Source organism: Gemelliphila asaccharolytica (assembly GCF_001553005.1).
In the GTDB taxonomy this organism is placed as follows: domain Bacteria; phylum Bacillota; class Bacilli; order Staphylococcales; family Gemellaceae; genus Gemelliphila; species Gemelliphila asaccharolytica.
Window position 1 is genome coordinate 1 of the sequence record NZ_KQ959861.1, and the last position, 17,887, is coordinate 17,887.

The window sequence follows — 17,887 nt, forward strand, 5'->3', positions numbered from 1 at the left end:
TTAGGTCTAACTTTTGGGGGTCAGTTCATTATTTCTCCTTTTTTTAGTAAATAAATAACTATTTATTTACTAATTTTTGATTCATGGAATTTTTTCATAATTCCTTGTTTAGATAATAGGCTTCTTACAGTATCTGATGGTTGTGCACCACATGATAACCATTTTAATGCCAAATTCTCATCTATTTTAACTTCTGCTGGATCTTTAATAGGATTATAAGTTCCAATATTTTCTATAGAACGACCATCACGAGGTGCTCTAGAATCAGCTACAACAATACGGTAAAAAGGTGATTTTTTAGCACCTAATCTTTTCAAACGGATTTTTACTGCCATTTTATACTCCTTTAACTTTGCTCAACTTAAAATTTATTTGTGTTTATGATTTATTTAATGAAAAGTTGAATCAATAAGCTATTGTTAAGCTTTATAAATTTTATCATTTTATCTACTTAAAGTCAATATTTTTAAAGAAAAATGTCAATTTTTTTTATTGACACTTATTTTATACTGTTAAGAATGAGAATTTTGTATAAAATAGTAGAAAAGAAATAGTTTTAAAAATTAATTTTATTTTCTAAGAAACTTTTTAATTTAGATATTTCTACTCTTTCTTGTTTCATAGAATCTCTGAATCTTATAGTAACCATGTTGTCATTTTGAGATTCAAAATCATAAGTTATGCAAAAAGGTGTTCCTATTTCATCTTGTCTTCTATATCTTTTACCTATAGAACCTGTTTCATCAAATGTTATCATAAAATCTTTTGATAGATTATAAAATATTTCCATTGATTTTTCTGATAATTTTTTAGAAAGAGGTAAAATAGCTGCTTTGTATGGTGCTATTGCAGGGTGAAGTGATAAAACCAAACGTGTTTCATTTTCTGATATATTTTCTTCTTTATACGCATCACAAATAAATGCTAATAAAACTCTGTCAACTCCGACAGATGGTTCTATACAGTATGGTATAAATTTCTTGTTTGAGATTAAATCTTGATAGGAAAGATCTATTTTAGAGTGTTCTGAATGTTGTTTAAGATCGTAATCAGTTCTTGATGCAATTCCCCAAAGTTCGCCCCAACCAAAAGGGAATCTATATTCTATGTCAGTAGTTGCATTTGAATAGTGTGATAGTTCTTCTTTTTCGTGATCTCTTAATCTTATTTTACTTTCGTTTATACCTAATGATAATAACCAATTTTTGCAGAAATTTTTCCAGTAAGATTGCCAATTAAGTTCTGTACCAGGCTCACAAAAGAATTCTAATTCCATTTGTTCAAATTCTCTTGTTCTAAATATAAAGTTTCCTGGAGTTATTTCATTTCTGAATGATTTTCCTATTTGTCCTATTCCAAATGGTAATTTTTTTCTCATAGATCTTTGCACATTTTTAAAGTTTACAAAAATTCCTTGAGCAGTTTCAGGTCTAAGAAAAATTTGATTAGTTGAGTTTTCTATAACTCCTTGATTTGTTTTAAACATTAAGTTGAATTGTCTAATATCTGTGAAGTTATTACCATTACATTCTGGACATTTGATATTATTTTCATTTATTATGTTTTTTAATTCTTCGAATGAAAGTCCATCTACTACAATATCTTCCCCTTTATTTTTGAAAAAGAATTCTTCTATTAATTTATCAGCACGAAGTCTAGTTTTACAATTTTTGCAATCCATTAATGGATCTGAAAAGTTGCTTAAATGTCCAGATGCTTCCCATGTTTTTGGATTCATTAAGATAGCACTATCTAGGCCTACGTTATATATAGATTCTTGTATAAATTTTTTCCACCATGCTTTTTTAATATTATTTTTTATTTCTACACCCAAAGGTCCGTAGTCCCATGTATTTGCAAGTCCACCATATATTTCTGATCCTTGAAAAATTATTCCTCTATTTTTTGCTAAATTTAAAATTTTGTCCATTATTTTTTCTCCTTTTTAATAAATAAAAAAACCCTGTATATAAAAATTAATTTCATATACAGGGACGAATTAAATCCGCGGTTCCACCCTTATTAGTATTATACTCTCTTTTAAAATATAAAATTGTATACCAAATTTTTTCTAGCCTTCCACCATCACTAGATCGCTTATATAGATGATAACATTTTTATAAAAATATATCAATAAGTAATTTATTTTTAAATAAAAAAATGATATAATAAAATAAACGTTTAGCCTTTTTTAGCTATTTAGGAGGATTAATTGGTTAAAATTTCACAAAAAGATATAGATTTTATATTAGATACTTTAGACATTGTTGATTTAATAAGTGAATATATAAAGTTAGAAAAGAAAGGAAGAAATTATTTGGGCCTTTGTCCTTTTCATAGTGAAAGGACTCCGTCATTTACTGTTTCTAGAGAAAAAAAAATATTTCACTGTTTCGGATGTAATAAGGGAGGTAATGTATTTCAATTTTTATCTCAAATTGAAAATATTACTTATGCACAAGCTGTATCAAAGCTGGCTTCTAGGTTTGGAATAAAAGTAGAGGAAAAAGAATCTTTTGAGTATGATATAACAAATAAAAAAGATTCTATGTATTATGCCTACATATTGTTAGCAGATTACTATAATTATATATTATTAAATACAGCAGAAGCTTCAATTGCTTTGAAATATCTTTTAAATAGGGGATTAAGTCTTCAAACTATCAAGGAATTTAATATTGGCTATGCACCTAGTAATAATGATTCAGCAGTTTCTTTTTTGGAAAAATATAATTTTAATATGTCTTATGCTGTAGCTGCAGGTGTAATAAAAGAGTCAAATAAAAAATATTGTGATGTTTTTAATGATAGAATAATTTTTCCTATAAGAGATGATAGTGGTAAGATAGTAGCTTTTTCAGGACGCACATTATCTAAAGAAAAAGATATTGCAAAATACTATAATACTCATGAAACAGAAATATTTGAGAAAAAAAATATTCTGTTCAATTTATCAAACTCTAGACCATACATAAGAAAAAAGAAAGAAATAATGTTATCTGAAGGATATATGGATGTCATATCATCATATCAAGAAAATGTTAAGAATATCGTTGGTCTAATGGGTACTAATATAGATAATAGTAAAATAGATAAAATATCTCAGATTGCTGATAAATTTATTTTAGCACTAGATAATGATAGTGCTGGTATAGAGGCAACTATAAAAATAGGAGACAAATTATTATTAAAAAGTGATAATGTATATAAGTTGGTATTTAGTGGCTCAAAAGATATAGATGAATTTGTATCAGAAAAAAGAAAAAAAGGTATAGACTTTGATTTTAATGATTATATAGAAAAAAATATAGTTCATTATATAGAGTATAAAATAGACTACTATAAGAATAGTATCAAGAATTTACAAGAAAAAATAAAATGTAAAGATTTATTATTAAAAAATATTTCTGTTATTAAGGATATTGCTCTCAAAGATATACTTTTATCACAACTTTCAGAAAAATTTTTAATAGATAAAAAGATTTTATTAAAGGATATTTTATTAATTTCTAATAATAATTTTCAAAGCGAAGATAAGTTTTTAAATAATTCAGACATTTTTTATTATTATGATAAAGGGCATTTCAATAAAAAAATATGTAAATTATTTAAATATTTTTTTGTTTCCAGAGATAATTTTTTATTAGTTTATAGAAAACTAGAAAATTTTAAATTTGAAAATAATATCTTTAATATGTTATTGAAAAATTTAGTAACATATTATAATAATTATAATATTTTTTATATTCATAAATTTATTAATATAGTAGAAGATGATGAAATTATAAATTTAGTTGAGTATATAGAAAATAACAATTTTTTCATAAATGAAGAGGTAGATTTATTAAATATTGAAGAGTATGTAAATTTTGTTAAAAATGAAGAAATTCAATCAAAAAATGTAGAAAATATAAAAGATAATTTAAAATTTGCTATTGTAGAATCTGATTTTAAAAAACAATTAGAGTTATTAAATAAGTTAAAAAAATATAAAAAATAAAGAGGTAAAAATGCAAAAAAATAATAATGAAAAAACTTTTGAAATTATAAAAAAAGAATTTATAGAAAAAGGGAAAAGAAATGGTCAGTTGACACAAGAAGAAATAGTAGAAACATTTTCTGAGTACGAGATAAGTGCAGAAGATATAGAAGATTTTTATGAAGAATTAAATAAAGAAGATATAGTTTTGATAAATGAAAACCAAAAGGATGATGAAGAAGAGTTAGATTTAGAAGATATGTCTGTACCAGCAGGTATAAAAACAAATGATCCGGTTAGAATGTATTTAAAAGAAATAGGGAAAGTACCTTTATTATCAAAGCAAAAGGAATTAGAGTTAGCTGTTATTATAGAAAATGGTTCAGAATCCGAAAAAGAGATTGCTAAAAAAGAATTAGCAGAAGCAAATTTAAGATTAGTGGTAAGTATAGCTAAAAGATATGTGGGAAGAGGTATGCTTTTTTTAGATCTTATACAAGAAGGAAATATGGGACTTATTAAAGCAGTAGAAAAATTTGATTATTCAAAAGGTTTTAAATTTAGTACATATGCAACTTGGTGGATTAGACAAGCAATTACGAGAGCAATTGCAGATCAAGCTAGAACTATAAGAATTCCTGTACATATGGTTGAAACTATAAATAGATTAATAAAAATACAAAGACAATTATTACAAGATTTAGGAAGAGAGCCAAAACCAGAAGAAATAGGTGTTAAAATGGGCATAACTCCTGAAAAAGTAAGAGAAATTTTAAAAATCGCTCAAGAGCCAGTATCACTTGAAACTCCTATTGGAGAAGAAGATGATTCACATTTGGGAGATTTTATTGAAGATAAAGAAGCACAGTCTCCAGCAGAGCATGCGTCTAATGAGTTATTAAAAGAACAGCTTGAAGAAATTTTAGAAACATTGACAGATAGAGAAGAAAATGTATTAAAATTAAGATTTGGTCTTAAAGATGGGAAAACTCATACCTTAGAAGAAGTAGGGACAGCTTTTGGAGTTACTCGTGAAAGAATAAGACAAATAGAATCTAAAGCAATAAAAAAATTAAAACATCCAGCAAAATTAAATAAATTAAAAGGATATATGTAGATTTTAGATGAAATATAATATATATTTTAAAATATATAAATTTTAAAAATTTAATAAATTTAGAAATAATGATAGAATAATATAAAACAAAGGAGAAAAAATTAATTAGTTGAAATTAACTAAAATATTTTTTTCTCCTTTGTTTTATTAATTATTAACAATGTCTATTTTTTTAATTATTTAGCTCTATAGTTTAATTAATATATTATAAAAATTAAGATTATATATAAATATAATAAGTATTATTTAAAAGTATTTTGTAACTTATTGTTGAAAATGGAAATCTTCAAAAATTTCTGTTACTACGTCATTCCAAAAAGAAATTTCTTTTTCATTAAATCTATTGTATTTTGTAGAATCAATATCTAAAAGAACGACAACAGAATTATTTTTAATTATAGGAATAACAAGTTCGCTATTTGTATTACTATCGCAAGCTATATGATCTTGAAACTCATGGACATTATTCACATAAATTGTTTTTTTGTTTGTATAACATTTACCACAAACACCTTTATTAAAAGGTATTCTGACGCACGCAACCTTACCTTGAAAAGGGCCTAGAACTAAATTTTTATTAACATCATCAACTATATAAAAACCTACCCAATTAGTATCAGGTAAATATTCTTTAAAAAAAGAACTTAAATTAGAAAGATTTGCATATATATTATTTTCATTAGATATTAAAGATTTAGCTTGTGAAATTATTAATTTTTTATTTTCCATAATATTTTAACCTCCTAAAAATAGATATTAAAAATTATTACATAAAAATGAAAAAAATAAAAGTAAAAATTTGTAAAATTTATAATAAAAATAGATAAAAATAATTATATGTGATAAAATTAAATAAAAATATATTAGGAGAATGTATGAAAAAAGAAAGAGCAGACGTTCTTTGTGTTTTACAAAATTTGTTTGATTCAAGAGAAAAAGCAAAAAGAGCAATAATGGCTGGAACGGTATATATTGGGAATATAAAAGTAGATAAGGCTGGAGAAAAATATAAAAATACAACTATTTTTAATGTTAAAGGTAATATACTACCTTACGTTAGTAGGGGTGGCTTTAAATTAGAAAAAGCTATCAAGTTATTTTCTTTTTCTGTAGAAAATAAAGTTATGTTAGATATAGGGGCTTCTACTGGTGGATTTACTGATTGTGCTTTACAAAATGGAGCAAAATATGTATATGCTTTAGATGTTGGAACAAATCAATTAGCGTGGAAATTAAGAATAAATGATAAAGTCTGCGTAATGGAAAAAACTAATTTTAGACATTGTACAAAATCACTTTTTAGTAAAAAAATAGAAGTGGTATCTATAGATGTTTCATTTATATCGCTTACAATTATTCTTGAAAAATTAACAGAAATAATTGAAAAAAATGGAGATGTGTGTGCCTTAATAAAACCTCAATTTGAAGCTGGAAAAATAAATGTTTCAAAAGGAGGAATAGTTAAAAGTAAAAAAGTACATGAAGATGTTATAAAAAAAATTTTCGAATTTGCAAATTCAAAAGGATTTAGTGTTAAAGGATTAACACATTCCCCGATAAAAGGAGGAAAAGGGAATATTGAGTTTTTAATTATATTAAAATATACTCCTAATAATGTGGAAAATGATAAATCTTTACAATTTAAGGAAGTTGTAGAAAATGCTCATAATGAATTATAGAGGTATTTATTTATGTTGTTGCAATTAAATATAAGAGAATATGGAATTATAGAAAATTTATGTATAGAATTTAAAGAAGGACTTACAGTTTTGTCTGGAGAAACTGGAGCAGGTAAATCTATGATATTATCTGCAATATCACAATTAACAGGGCAAAAAACTTCTACTATATATATAAGACATGGAAAAGAAAAGGCAACCATTGAAGGGGTTTTTGATTATATACATGATGAGAATTTAATAAAAATATTAGAAGATTTAGATATATCTACAAAAGAAGAAATTTTAGTTATAAAAAGAGATATTTATAAGTCAGGTAAAAGTATTTGTAGGATAAATAATGTTATTGTAAATTTGTCAGTTTTAAAAAAAATATCTCCTTTTTTCATAGATATACATGAGCAGAGAGATGGAAATATTTTACTTTCAGAAAAAAATCATTTGTTATTATTGGATCAATTTGGAATGAATGATTTACAGCCGTATATAGAAAATTATAATAATAATTATTTAGAATACAAAGTATTAAAAGAAAAATTAATTAATATAGAAAATGAAAATAGAGAATTAACAGAAAAAATAGATTTTATAAGGTATCAGATACAAGAATTAGAGTTATTAAATTTAAAAGATGGAGAAATAGTTACTTTAGAAGAAAAAATAGATTATTTAAGTAATTATGAAAAAATAAATTTTATTTGTAATAATATAAAAAACAATATAGTTAGAGAAAATGGAATTTTGGAACAAACTTATGAAATTAAGATACTAATAGAAAAACTAGCGAAATACACTAATAAATTAAACGATAAAATTGAAAAAATTAATGATTATTATTATTTAATAGAAGATGTAAATAATGATATTGATGATTTAATTAATAATATTGATTATGATGAAGAAATATTAGATACTATGGAAAGTAGATTATTTGAACTTAAATCAATAGAAAAAAAATATTCTAAAAGTATAGATGAATTAATTTTATATAAAAAAGAATTAAATGAAAAACTTTATAATTTTGAAAATTTTGATAATAACTTATCTCAAATTAAAAAAAAGGTAAACACTAAAGAATTAGAATTGAGAAAATCAGCTGATAATCTTTCAGAAAAAAGAAAAGAAATAGCGATGAAAATGGAAGAATTAATAGAAAAAGAATTGAAATATTTATATATGGAAAATAGTACTATTAAAATAGATTTTCAAAAAAAAGAATTTTCACAACATGGAGTAGATGATGTAAAATTTTTAATTAGTGCAAACGAAGGGGAACCTTTAAAATCTTTATCTAAAGTAGCATCTGGAGGGGAATTATCAAGAATAATGTTAGGATTAAAGATAATATATACAAATAAAAATTCTTCATTATTAACTATATTTGATGAGATTGATACAGGAGTAAGTGGAAGGGTTGCTCAAAGAATGGCGGAAAAAATTTATCAATTATCAATTTCTTCTCAAGTATTTGCTATAACTCATTTGCCACAGATGGTGGCCATAGCAGATAATAATCTACTTATTAAAAAGAAAGAGATAAATGGAAGAACAATTTCCGATGTTTATGAATTAGATGATAATAAAAAAGTTATAGAGATAGCTAAGATGATATCTACTTCTTCTATTACTGAAATAACAAAAAAACATTCTTTAGAAATGATAAATAATGCAAAAAAAATAAAAAAAGGTTTAAATAAAATATATGACAAGTAATAAAGGAAGAATAATAAAATCAATAGGAGGATTTTATTATGTTTTATTTAATAATTCGTTGATAACTTGCAGAGCTAGAGGAAAATTTAGAAATGACAAAGTAACCCCTTTAGTAGGAGATATAGTAACGTTCGATATTAGTTCAGATAATAGTGGATACATAACTGATATAGATAAAAGAAAAAATAAGTTGCTAAGACCAAAAGTAGCAAATATAGATTATAATATAATTGTTACTTCAGTAAAAAGTCCTAATTTTTCCAGCAAGTTATTGGATAAAAGTATAATTTTGAATGAGAATTTTCATGTTAATACTATTATAATATTGTCTAAATTAGATTTGTTAGATGAAGAAGAATTAAATAAAATAGAGAATATAAAAAAATATTATCGAAATATAGGATATTTGATTTATACAAATAGTAAAGAGGATATATCTATTTTGAAAAATATTTTAAAAAATAAATTTGTATCTGTATCAGGTCAGTCAGGTGCTGGAAAATCTACTTTTATAAATAATTTATCTGATAGAAAATTAAAGCTAAAAACAGGAGAAATATCTTTTGTTTTAGGAAGAGGAAAACATACTACAAGACATATAGAGTTTTACAATATTGATGGTTTTTATATAGCTGATACACCAGGTTTTTCTTCTCTAGATATTTCTTTATTAGAAAAACAAGACTTAAAATTTTTATTTAGAGAATTTAAAAATTTTAATTGTAAATTTAAGTTGTGTAATCATATAAATGAGCCAGAGTGTGAGTTAAAAAAAATTTTAAAAACTAATTTAGAGAATTCTTATCTAAAAGAAAGATATAATAATTATAAAAATATTATGGATGAAATAGAGAAAGGAAGGAGAAGATATTGAGAATGAAAAAGATATTACCTTCGATATTGTCTGCAGACTTTTCCAACTTAGGAAAAGAAATTATAGAAATGGAAAATATAGGTGTTGATATGTTTCACATAGATGTGATGGATGGACATTTTGTTCCTAACATTTCTTTTGCATTTCCAATTATAAGTTCCATTAGAAAAATAACTAATAAGATATTTGATGTGCATTTAATGATAGATAATCCTGAAAATTATGTTGAGAGAATATGTGATTCTGGAGCAGATATGATTTCATTTCATATAGAATCTACAAATCATGCAGATAGAGTAATTCAATTAATAAAAAATAAAGGAAAAAAAGTAGGTATAGCTATAAATCCTCAAACTTCTGTAGACAGTATTATTTATTTGTTATCTACAGTTGATTATGTTTTAGTTATGAGTGTAAATCCAGGATTTGGAGGGCAAAAATTTATTAGTTATGTGCTAGACAAAATAAATATTCTTGATAGTATAAGAAAAGAAAAAAAATATAATTTTTTAATAGAGGTAGATGGAGGAATAAATATAGAAACCTCAAAGATTTGTAGAGATAAAGGAGCAGATTTATTAGTTTGTGGATCGTTTTTGTTTGCTTCAGATGACAAGAAAAATACATATAAAGAGTTGTTAAAATAATAATGAATGATATAAAAGAGATTAATATAATGTTAGGTGGTGAAACACCTGAGTTTGAAAATATAAGAAATAAAAAAAACTGGATAGCTGTCGATTCGGGATTAGAATATTTAATTGAAAACAAAATAAATCCAATATTAGTTTGTGGGGATTTTGATTCTTTTAAAAAATCTAGGATAAATTACGATTATGAGTTTATAAAAAAAGATAATCAAGATATGACAGATGCAGAGTTTTGTCTAAATATAATAATAAGAAAATTTTTAAATTTGAAAAAAATAAATATTTATGGTGCAACAGGTAGAAGACTAGATCATTTTTTAGCTAATATATTATTAATATCAAATGATTTATATAGAGGTATAGATATATCTATTGTAGATAATTATAATATAATCAAATTTTCTGAAGAAGGTAAAAATATAATAAAATATAACAAATATTATAAATATATATCTTTTGTTCCCTTTTTTGACGATACAATTGTTAGTATATACAACGCAAAATATAATGCTAATTTATTAAAATTGACAAAAAATAGAGCTAATGCAACTAGTAATGAATTTATTGAAAAAAAAGATATAATATTAGAAACTAATAATAGGTGTTTAATAATATATTCAAAAGATAATTAAGGAGAAAAAATGGAAACTGTTTTTTATTTATTGATTTGGTCTTTATTGGCTGGTTTTATAGGATCTTTAATAGGTTTAGGGGGAGGAATAATATTAACACCTATATTAACCATTATTTTTAACGTTGATATAAAATATGCAATTGGTTCAAGTATAATAGCAGTTATAGCAACAAGTAGTGGGTCGGCAATATCGTACATTAAAGAAGGTATTGCTAATATAAAATTAGGCTTATTTTTAGAAATTTTTACTACTCTTGGAGGAATAATAGGAGCACTTTTATCGGGTATTTTTTCATCTAGAATTTTATATTTGTTTTTTTCTATTATATTACTAAACTCGTTTTATGGAATGTTAAAAAAATCGGGACTGATAAGAAAAAAAAGTTTAGTTATTCAAGATATAGTAGAGGATAAATATGAAGAAAAATATAAATTTTCTACGTCATATTACGATAAGGCAGAAAATAGAGTTATACCTTATAAGGTAACTAATGTAAAAAAAGGCTCAATTGTAATGCTAGCTGCAGGGTTAGCAAGTGGTTTGCTTGGCATAGGAAGCGGAGCATTTAAGGTAATAGCACTTGATGATTATATGAAACTACCATTAAAAGTAAGTACAGCAACAAGTAATTTTATGATGGGAGTTACAGCATGTTCTAGTGCATTAATTTATTTTTTTACTGGAATGGTTAATCCTTTAATAGCAGGACCAGTAGCAATTGGAACTCTTTTAGGATCTAGAATAGGTTCTATAGTTATGCAGAATATAAGTTCTTTTTATATAAGAATAATATTTTTACCAGTATTATTTATTACTATTATTAATATGTTATTAAAGGGATTGGGTGTGTTATCATGAAGGATGTTCGAAAAAAAATTTCTAATATTTTAACTTTTGGTATATTTTCAAGTTCTATAGTTATTTTACTTGGTATTATTTTGGCGATATTTGGCAATTCAGAGTATAATTTAAATAAATTCTATTTTTTTGATTTTAAGAAATTGAAATTAGAAAATTTTTTAGAATATGAAAATTTAATGATGATAGGAATATTTATTTTAATACTCACTCCTATTATAAGAGTAATAGGGATGGGAATAGAATATGCAATCATTAAAGACTATAAATATATGAGAATATCTTTAATAATAGTTTTTATATTAGTTATAAGTTTAGTAATAGGATTACAAGGTAAACACCGATAAAAGTGACGTTTTTGTGAACTTTTATTGGTGTTTTTTTAACAATTACAATGTTATAAAACATATCAGTTTAAATAGAAAATATGTTATATTAAAATATAAATGTAACAAAGTAACAATAGTTTTAAAGGAGGAATTATAGTGGATTTATTATTACTTTCAAGATTACAATTTGCTGCAACAACAGTATTTCACTTTTTCTTTGTTCCAATAACTATAGGAATGGTGTTTTTAATTGCAGTATATGAAACTTTGTATGTCCGAAGTGGAGATGAACATTATAAGAGAATTACTAAATTCTTTGGACATTTATTTTTAATTAATTTTGCAGTAGGGGTAGTAACTGGTATATTACAGGAATTTCAATTTGGAATGAACTGGTCAGAATATTCTTCATTTGTAGGAGATGTATTTGGTCCTTCGCTAGCAATAGAAGCCTTATTAGCCTTTTATTTGGAATCAACTTTTATAGGTATTTGGATATTCTCATGGGAAAAAATCAATAAAAAATTGCATCTTATGTGCATATGGTTAGTGTCTATTGGAACCATACTATCAGCATTTTGGATTTTATCTGCCAATTCATTTATGCAACATCCTGTCGGATTTAAAATAGTAGAAAATAACGTAATAGGTAAAAAAGCAGAAATGGAAAACTTTTTAGAAATTATTACAAATAGTTATCTATGGCATCAATTTCCGCATGTAATATTTACATCACTAGCTACGGGTGCTTTTGTAATTTCAGGAGTTTCAGCATGGAAAATTTTAAGAAAACATGAAATAAAACTATTTCATAAAGCATTTAAAGTTTCTATAGTTGCTGCATTAATAGGATCATTGGGTCTTTTGTTAACTGGACATTCTCAAATGCAATATCTTGTAAGAGAGTATCCTATGAAAGTAGCTGCAGCGGAAGCTTTGTATGAAAACACTGATAATCCAGCACCTTTTACTGTTTTAGCATCAATAAATGAAAAACAACAACAGACAAAACCTTTAGTTGAAGTTCCGGGATTATTAAGTTTTTTAGCTTTTGATAAATTTGATGGTTCTTTAAAAGGAATGAAGGAATTACAAAAAGAAATGGATGATAAATATTATCCTGTTATTGGAGAACATTTAAATTATATACCAGAAGTGACATTAATTTTTTACGTTTTTAGAGCTATGTCAGGTGCAGGAGGAATTATGTTTATAATTTCATTATTAGGCACTATATTTGCATTTAAAAAAGTAGAAACAAAAAAAAGATGGTTATTGCATTTAATGCCTTGGATGATACTTGTTGTAGAAGTTGCAGCAGCATCTGGTTGGATTTATGCAGAAATGGGAAGACAGCCATTTTTAATATTTGGTATTATGCCAACTAGTTCTGGTGTATCACCAATACCAGCAAGTTCAGTATTGTTCTCATTAATTGTATTTTGCTTTTTATATACAATTTTAGGAATAGCTCAATTTGTTTTATTTAGATATACAATGAATAAAAAAGAAACAACAATAGGGGAGGTAAATTAATATGAATTTATCAATTGTGTTACCTAATGTTTGGTTCCTTCTAATAACTATTCTATTTACAGGTTTTTTTATATTAGAAGGATATGACTTTGGAGTTGGAGTTCTATCACATATTTTAGGACGAAATGACACTGAAAAAAGAACGTATTTTAATACTATTGGTCCTTTTTGGGATGCGAATGAAGTTTGGTTACTTACAGGGGGAGGAGCTATGTTTGCTGCTTTTCCAATCTGGTATGGGAAATTATTTAGTGGCTATTACATAGCGTTTGTTTTAATGTTAATAGCACTAATTTTAAGAGGTATATCATTTGAATTTAGAGGAAAATTAGGTAATAATAGAAAATGGATAAAATTTTGTGATTTTTCTATGTTAATAGGAAGTGCACTTCCACCAATATTATGGGGAGTTGCAGTAGCTAATTTTATGACAGGTTCAAGACTTGACGAAAACAAATCATTACTTGATGGATTTCTAGGATTGTTATCTCCTTTTTCAGTGTTAGGAGGAGTCATGATGTTTCTTTTGATGATGGTTCATGGAGCACAATTTTTAACACTGAAAACTGATGGAGATTTAAGAAAAGCAGCACAAAAGATTTCTGTTTTACTATTCCCTTTAGCCGCAGTAATAACGTTAATTTTTGCAGTATGGGCTTTATTCAAAACTGATATTTTTATAAATAATTATTATATTGGACTAATTTTGGCAGTCATAGCAGTAATATTCTTTATATTATCATTTATATTAAATTTAATTCATAAAGATTTGCTTGCATTCTTATCTACATCGGCTACATTAGGATTTTTAACATTAAGTGTTTTTGTAGGATTATTTCCTAGAGCTATTATTAATAGTGCAGATGTAACAAAATCATTATTAATATATGATGCGGCAAGTGGAACATATACACTTACACTTATGACTATAGTAGCTTGTGTCATGCTGCCATTTGTACTTGGATATCAAGTTTGGTCTTATATAGTTTTTAGAAAAAGATTAAAAAAAGAGGATAAATTGGAGTATTAATATATGAAAACTACAAGGAAGAACAAGAAATGTAAACTTCCAATTAAAAAAAGTTTGATTATTTTATTAATATTATTATCATTTTTAGAAGCAGCCTGTATAATAATGCAGGCTGCTTTTTTAGCTAAATCTATAGTATCTTTATTTTACAATGATTATAATATTTTTAAATATTCAGTATTTTTCTTTTTTGGATATTTATTAAGAACATTATTTTTACATTTAGAACAGTATTTTACTGAATTAGAGGCAATATCTTTAGAAAAAAGATTAAGAAAAAAATTAATTAAAAAATATATTTCAAATGGTGCTGATTTTACATTGAAAGAAGGAACAGGTAAATTGGTTACTCTTGCGATTGAGGGAATAGGGCAAATTAAATCCTTTTATGAATTAAGTGTATCAAAAAAAATGAGAACAGTAATAATACCTATTATGATTGTAATATACATTTTTTATACTGATAAAACTTCTGCATTACTTATATCATCATTCATTCCAGTAATAGTTATATTCATGATTTTATTAGGGATAACAGCTAAAGAAATGGCTAATAGACAATATAAAAAATATAGAATTTTATCTAATAATTTTATAGACACTATAAGAGGAATAGAAACGTTAAAATTTTTAGGTATTTCTAAGCAATATTTACCAATAATGGAAAAGAAAAATGCAGAATATAGAAAAAGTACGATGAATACTTTAAAATATGCTTTTTTAAATAGTTTTGCTTTAGATATTCTTACTACTTTAGCTATAGCATTTTTAGCTGTTAGACTAGGGATTTTGTTGTTATCGGGAGATACTAATTTATTGCCGTCATTGACAGTGCTTTTAATAGCACCTGAATTTTTCTTGCCAATGAAACAAGCTGCAACTGATTATCACGCTTCGTTAAATGGTCAAGTAGCCTATGAAGAGGTATTAGACATTTTAAATAAACAAACACATGATGAAGGGACATATACCAGAGTTTTAGAGTTTAATAACATAGAATTTAAAGATGTCTGTTACAAAAAAGATGATACTTATATTTTGTCTAACATTAATTTTAGACTAAGAAAAGGAGATAGAATTTGTTTTGTGGGGCATAGTGGTTCAGGGAAAACCTCATTAATATCTCTGATTACAGGATTTTCTAATCAAACATCAGGAAAAATAATTTTGAATGATAAAGAAATAGATTTGAAAAATTCTAATTGGATAAATAATGTTTCATATATATCTCAGTTTCCATACATATTTCCGGATACAATAAAAAATAATATATTATATTATACTGATAGAAAAATCTCATCAAAAGAATTAGAAGAAGTATGTGATATGGTAGGGTTATTACCGTTGATATCTACCTTGGAAAGAGGATTTGATACTAAAATAGGTGAAGGAGGAATAGAGCTTAGTGGAGGAGAATCACAAAGAATAGCCATAGCAAGAGCTTTAATATCTAAAAGAGATGTAGTAATATTAGACGAACCTACTAGTCACTTAGATATAGAAACTGAATATGAGATAAAGAAAAAATTATTACATTTATTCAAAGGAAAAACCGTTATAATAGCAACACATAGATTACATTGGTTAAATGATATGGATTACATACTACATTTAGAAAATGGGAAAATAAAAGATTTAGATAGTTTAAAAAATTATAAATATACTTCAAAATATTTAGATTTAAAAGAGAGTTTAATTGGAGGCAATTATATTGGATAATATACATATAGTAAGAAATGAATTAAAATCAAACTATAAACAAATAACTTTAATTATACTATTGGGCTTGACTTCAGTCATTTCAGGAGCTGCTTTAATGTATGTTTCTGGTTTTTTAATAAGTAAATCTTCACTAAAAATTGGAAATATTTTAATGTTACAAGTACCTACAGTTCTTACAAGAACATTTTCATTAGGACAGTCTGTATTTTCATATTTACAAAGATTGGTTAGTCATGATTTAGTATTAAAAATAATAGAAAAAATGAGATCAAAGACATATTCAATTTTAGAACCTATGGCATTAAAACTTAAAAAAGAGTATAAGTCTGGAGATTTATTGAGTTTAATTTCAGATGACATTGAGTATTTACAAAATATATATTTAAAAAGTATATTTCCAAGTATTATTTCTTTGATATTATATGTTATTTTTATTACGATGATATCAGAATATGATGTAAATTATGCTATTTTGTCTATGTTATATGGATTATTTATCATATTTATAGTGCCATTTTTATCTTTAGTTATAACAAAAAAACACTTAAAAGTAATGAAAGTTTCTAAAAATAAATTATATAAAGAAATAACTAGTGCTATTTTTGGTATAACTGATCTTATTTCTGCAAACAGGGTGGAAAATTTTATTGAGAAATACACAGAAAAAGAAAAATTATTATTAAGAAAAGAGCATAAGATAAAAATTTTAATTCATTTAAGAGAAAACATTATAAATTTCTTTGCAGCATTAACAGCGATATCTATTGTATATTTTTGCAAAAAAATGACTATTAATAATAATATAGAAAATGTATATATAGCCTCATTTTGTATGATAGTACTGTCTATTTTAACAGTTGTTTCATTAACAGGGGACGCTATATCACATATTCCAATATATCAAGAGTCAATTAATAGGGTGAAAAATTTTTACAAAAATGAAGGGAAAAATAAAAATAAATTTATTTTTGAAAATAAGGAATATGAACGAATAATAGAAGTTAAAAATCTTTCATTTAAATATGACGATAAAAAAATAATAAAAAATATTTCATTTTCTGTAAAAAAAGGTGAAAAGGTTGCTATTATAGGAAAAAGTGGAGCTGGTAAATCAACTATAATGAAATTATTAACTGGAACATATGCAGACTATACAGGTAAAATAAAAATTTTTGGTAATAACCCTAATGAAAGTATGTTAGGAAATAAGATATCTATGTTAAATCAAAAACCATATTTGTTTGATATGACAATAAAAGAAAATATAGCACTTTCTATTATAAATAAAAATATAAACAATAATAATAAAATTAATAAAAAAATAAATGATTCTTTAGAAAAAGCACATATAAAGAAATTAATCGATAGGTTATCTGATGGGATAGATACAACTGTCTATGAAACAGGTGCAAGATTTTCTGGAGGAGAAAGGCAACGATTAGCTTTTGCTAGAACTATAGTACAAAATAATGAATTATTATTTCTTGATGAACCTACAGTAGGATTAGATCCAAAAACAGAACATGAGTTGATTAAAACAATATTTGAAAATTCAAGAGATAAGACAATATTATGGATAACTCATCATCTAAATTTGGTAGAATCAATGGATAAAGTTATTTTTATAAATGATGGTGAAATAGAAATGATTGGAAATCATTATGAATTATACAAAAATAATGATAAATATAAAAAATTATATGATTTAAATGAAGGCTTTTAAAAAAGAGAATGTGTAAAAATTCTCTTTTTTTATGCTATACTA

The 17,887-nt window shown here is 24.9% G+C and carries 16 protein-coding genes; 13 read left to right on the top strand and 3 right to left on the bottom strand.

Annotation, left to right across the window (positions count from 1 at the left end):
* Positions 1 to 62: 62 nt before the first annotated feature.
* Both rpsP and HMPREF1871_RS01395 read right to left on the bottom strand, forming a co-directional pair.
* The gene (gene rpsP / locus HMPREF1871_RS01390) at positions 63 to 335 is read right to left on the bottom strand and encodes a 30S ribosomal protein S16 (RefSeq protein ID WP_066129018.1); all 273 of its coding nucleotides are present in this window, start codon (positions 333 to 335) and stop codon (positions 63 to 65) included.
* A 221-nt stretch (positions 336 to 556) separates the two neighbouring features.
* Entirely contained in the window at positions 557 to 1,930 is a 1,374-nt protein-coding gene (locus HMPREF1871_RS01395; protein ID WP_066129019.1) for a glycine--tRNA ligase, read from the bottom strand.
* A 282-nt stretch (positions 1,931 to 2,212) separates the two neighbouring features.
* Between HMPREF1871_RS01395 and dnaG the strand changes: the two genes are divergently transcribed.
* Together dnaG and rpoD are read left to right on the top strand one after the other, a co-directional pair.
* A complete protein-coding gene (gene dnaG / locus HMPREF1871_RS01400) occupies positions 2,213 to 4,000 on the top strand; it encodes a DNA primase (protein WP_066129022.1) in 1,788 nt (595 codons plus the stop codon).
* Positions 3,990 to 5,096 carry an RNA polymerase sigma factor RpoD gene (gene rpoD, locus HMPREF1871_RS01405; RefSeq protein WP_066129025.1) on the top strand — a complete coding sequence of 369 codons (1,107 nt, stop codon included), beginning with the start codon at positions 3,990 to 3,992 and terminating at the stop codon, positions 5,094 to 5,096. Before dnaG ends, rpoD begins: the two co-directional genes overlap by 11 nt.
* A 264-nt stretch (positions 5,097 to 5,360) precedes the next feature.
* On the opposite strand, the gene HMPREF1871_RS01410 is transcribed toward rpoD, so the two are convergent.
* Entirely contained in the window at positions 5,361 to 5,825 is a 465-nt protein-coding gene (locus tag HMPREF1871_RS01410; RefSeq protein ID WP_066129028.1) for a GAF domain-containing protein, read from the bottom strand.
* A gap of 146 nt (positions 5,826 to 5,971) precedes the next feature.
* On the opposite strand from HMPREF1871_RS01410, the gene HMPREF1871_RS01415 reads away from it, so the two are divergent.
* The 11 genes from HMPREF1871_RS01415 (at position 5,972) to cydC (ending at position 17,845) form a co-directional block, all read left to right on the top strand.
* The gene (locus HMPREF1871_RS01415; RefSeq protein ID WP_066129031.1) at positions 5,972 to 6,775 is read left to right on the top strand and encodes a TlyA family RNA methyltransferase; all 804 of its coding nucleotides are present in this window, start codon (positions 5,972 to 5,974) and stop codon (positions 6,773 to 6,775) included.
* 12 nt (positions 6,776 to 6,787) lie between these two features.
* On the top strand, positions 6,788 to 8,488 hold the full coding sequence (gene recN, locus HMPREF1871_RS01420) for a DNA repair protein RecN (RefSeq protein ID WP_066129034.1): 1,701 nt from the start codon (positions 6,788 to 6,790) through the stop codon (positions 8,486 to 8,488).
* Positions 8,478 to 9,362, top strand: coding sequence for a ribosome small subunit-dependent GTPase A (gene rsgA / locus HMPREF1871_RS01425; protein WP_066129036.1), 885 nt, complete (start codon positions 8,478 to 8,480; stop codon positions 9,360 to 9,362). The genes recN and rsgA overlap by 11 nt, the downstream gene beginning before the upstream one ends.
* Before the next feature lie 2 nt (positions 9,363 to 9,364).
* Entirely contained in the window at positions 9,365 to 10,009 is a 645-nt protein-coding gene (gene rpe / locus HMPREF1871_RS01430; RefSeq protein ID WP_066129452.1) for a ribulose-phosphate 3-epimerase, read from the top strand.
* A gap of 2 nt (positions 10,010 to 10,011) precedes the next feature.
* A complete protein-coding gene (locus HMPREF1871_RS01435) occupies positions 10,012 to 10,644 on the top strand; it encodes a thiamine diphosphokinase (RefSeq protein ID WP_066129039.1) in 633 nt (210 codons plus the stop codon).
* 9 nt (positions 10,645 to 10,653) lie between these two features.
* Complete coding sequence (locus HMPREF1871_RS01440) at positions 10,654 to 11,505, top strand: sulfite exporter TauE/SafE family protein (RefSeq protein ID WP_066129042.1); 852 nt, start codon at positions 10,654 to 10,656, stop codon at positions 11,503 to 11,505.
* Entirely contained in the window at positions 11,502 to 11,852 is a 351-nt protein-coding gene (locus HMPREF1871_RS01445; protein WP_066129045.1) for a DUF1634 domain-containing protein, read from the top strand. The genes HMPREF1871_RS01440 and HMPREF1871_RS01445 overlap by 4 nt, the downstream gene beginning before the upstream one ends.
* 138 nt (positions 11,853 to 11,990) lie before the next feature.
* A complete protein-coding gene (locus HMPREF1871_RS01450) occupies positions 11,991 to 13,370 on the top strand; it encodes a cytochrome ubiquinol oxidase subunit I (RefSeq protein ID WP_232297341.1) in 1,380 nt (459 codons plus the stop codon).
* Position 13,371: 1 nt separating this feature from the next.
* The gene (gene cydB, locus HMPREF1871_RS01455) at positions 13,372 to 14,400 is read left to right on the top strand and encodes a cytochrome d ubiquinol oxidase subunit II (protein ID WP_066129051.1); all 1,029 of its coding nucleotides are present in this window, start codon (positions 13,372 to 13,374) and stop codon (positions 14,398 to 14,400) included.
* A 3-nt stretch (positions 14,401 to 14,403) separates the two neighbouring features.
* Positions 14,404 to 16,119: a thiol reductant ABC exporter subunit CydD gene (cydD, locus tag HMPREF1871_RS01460; RefSeq protein ID WP_066129055.1), complete on the top strand. Its 1,716-nt coding sequence runs from the start codon at positions 14,404 to 14,406 to the stop codon at positions 16,117 to 16,119.
* Complete coding sequence (gene cydC / locus HMPREF1871_RS01465) at positions 16,112 to 17,845, top strand: thiol reductant ABC exporter subunit CydC (protein WP_066129058.1); 1,734 nt, start codon at positions 16,112 to 16,114, stop codon at positions 17,843 to 17,845. Before cydD ends, cydC begins: the two co-directional genes overlap by 8 nt.
* Positions 17,846 to 17,887: the final 42 nt, after the last annotated feature.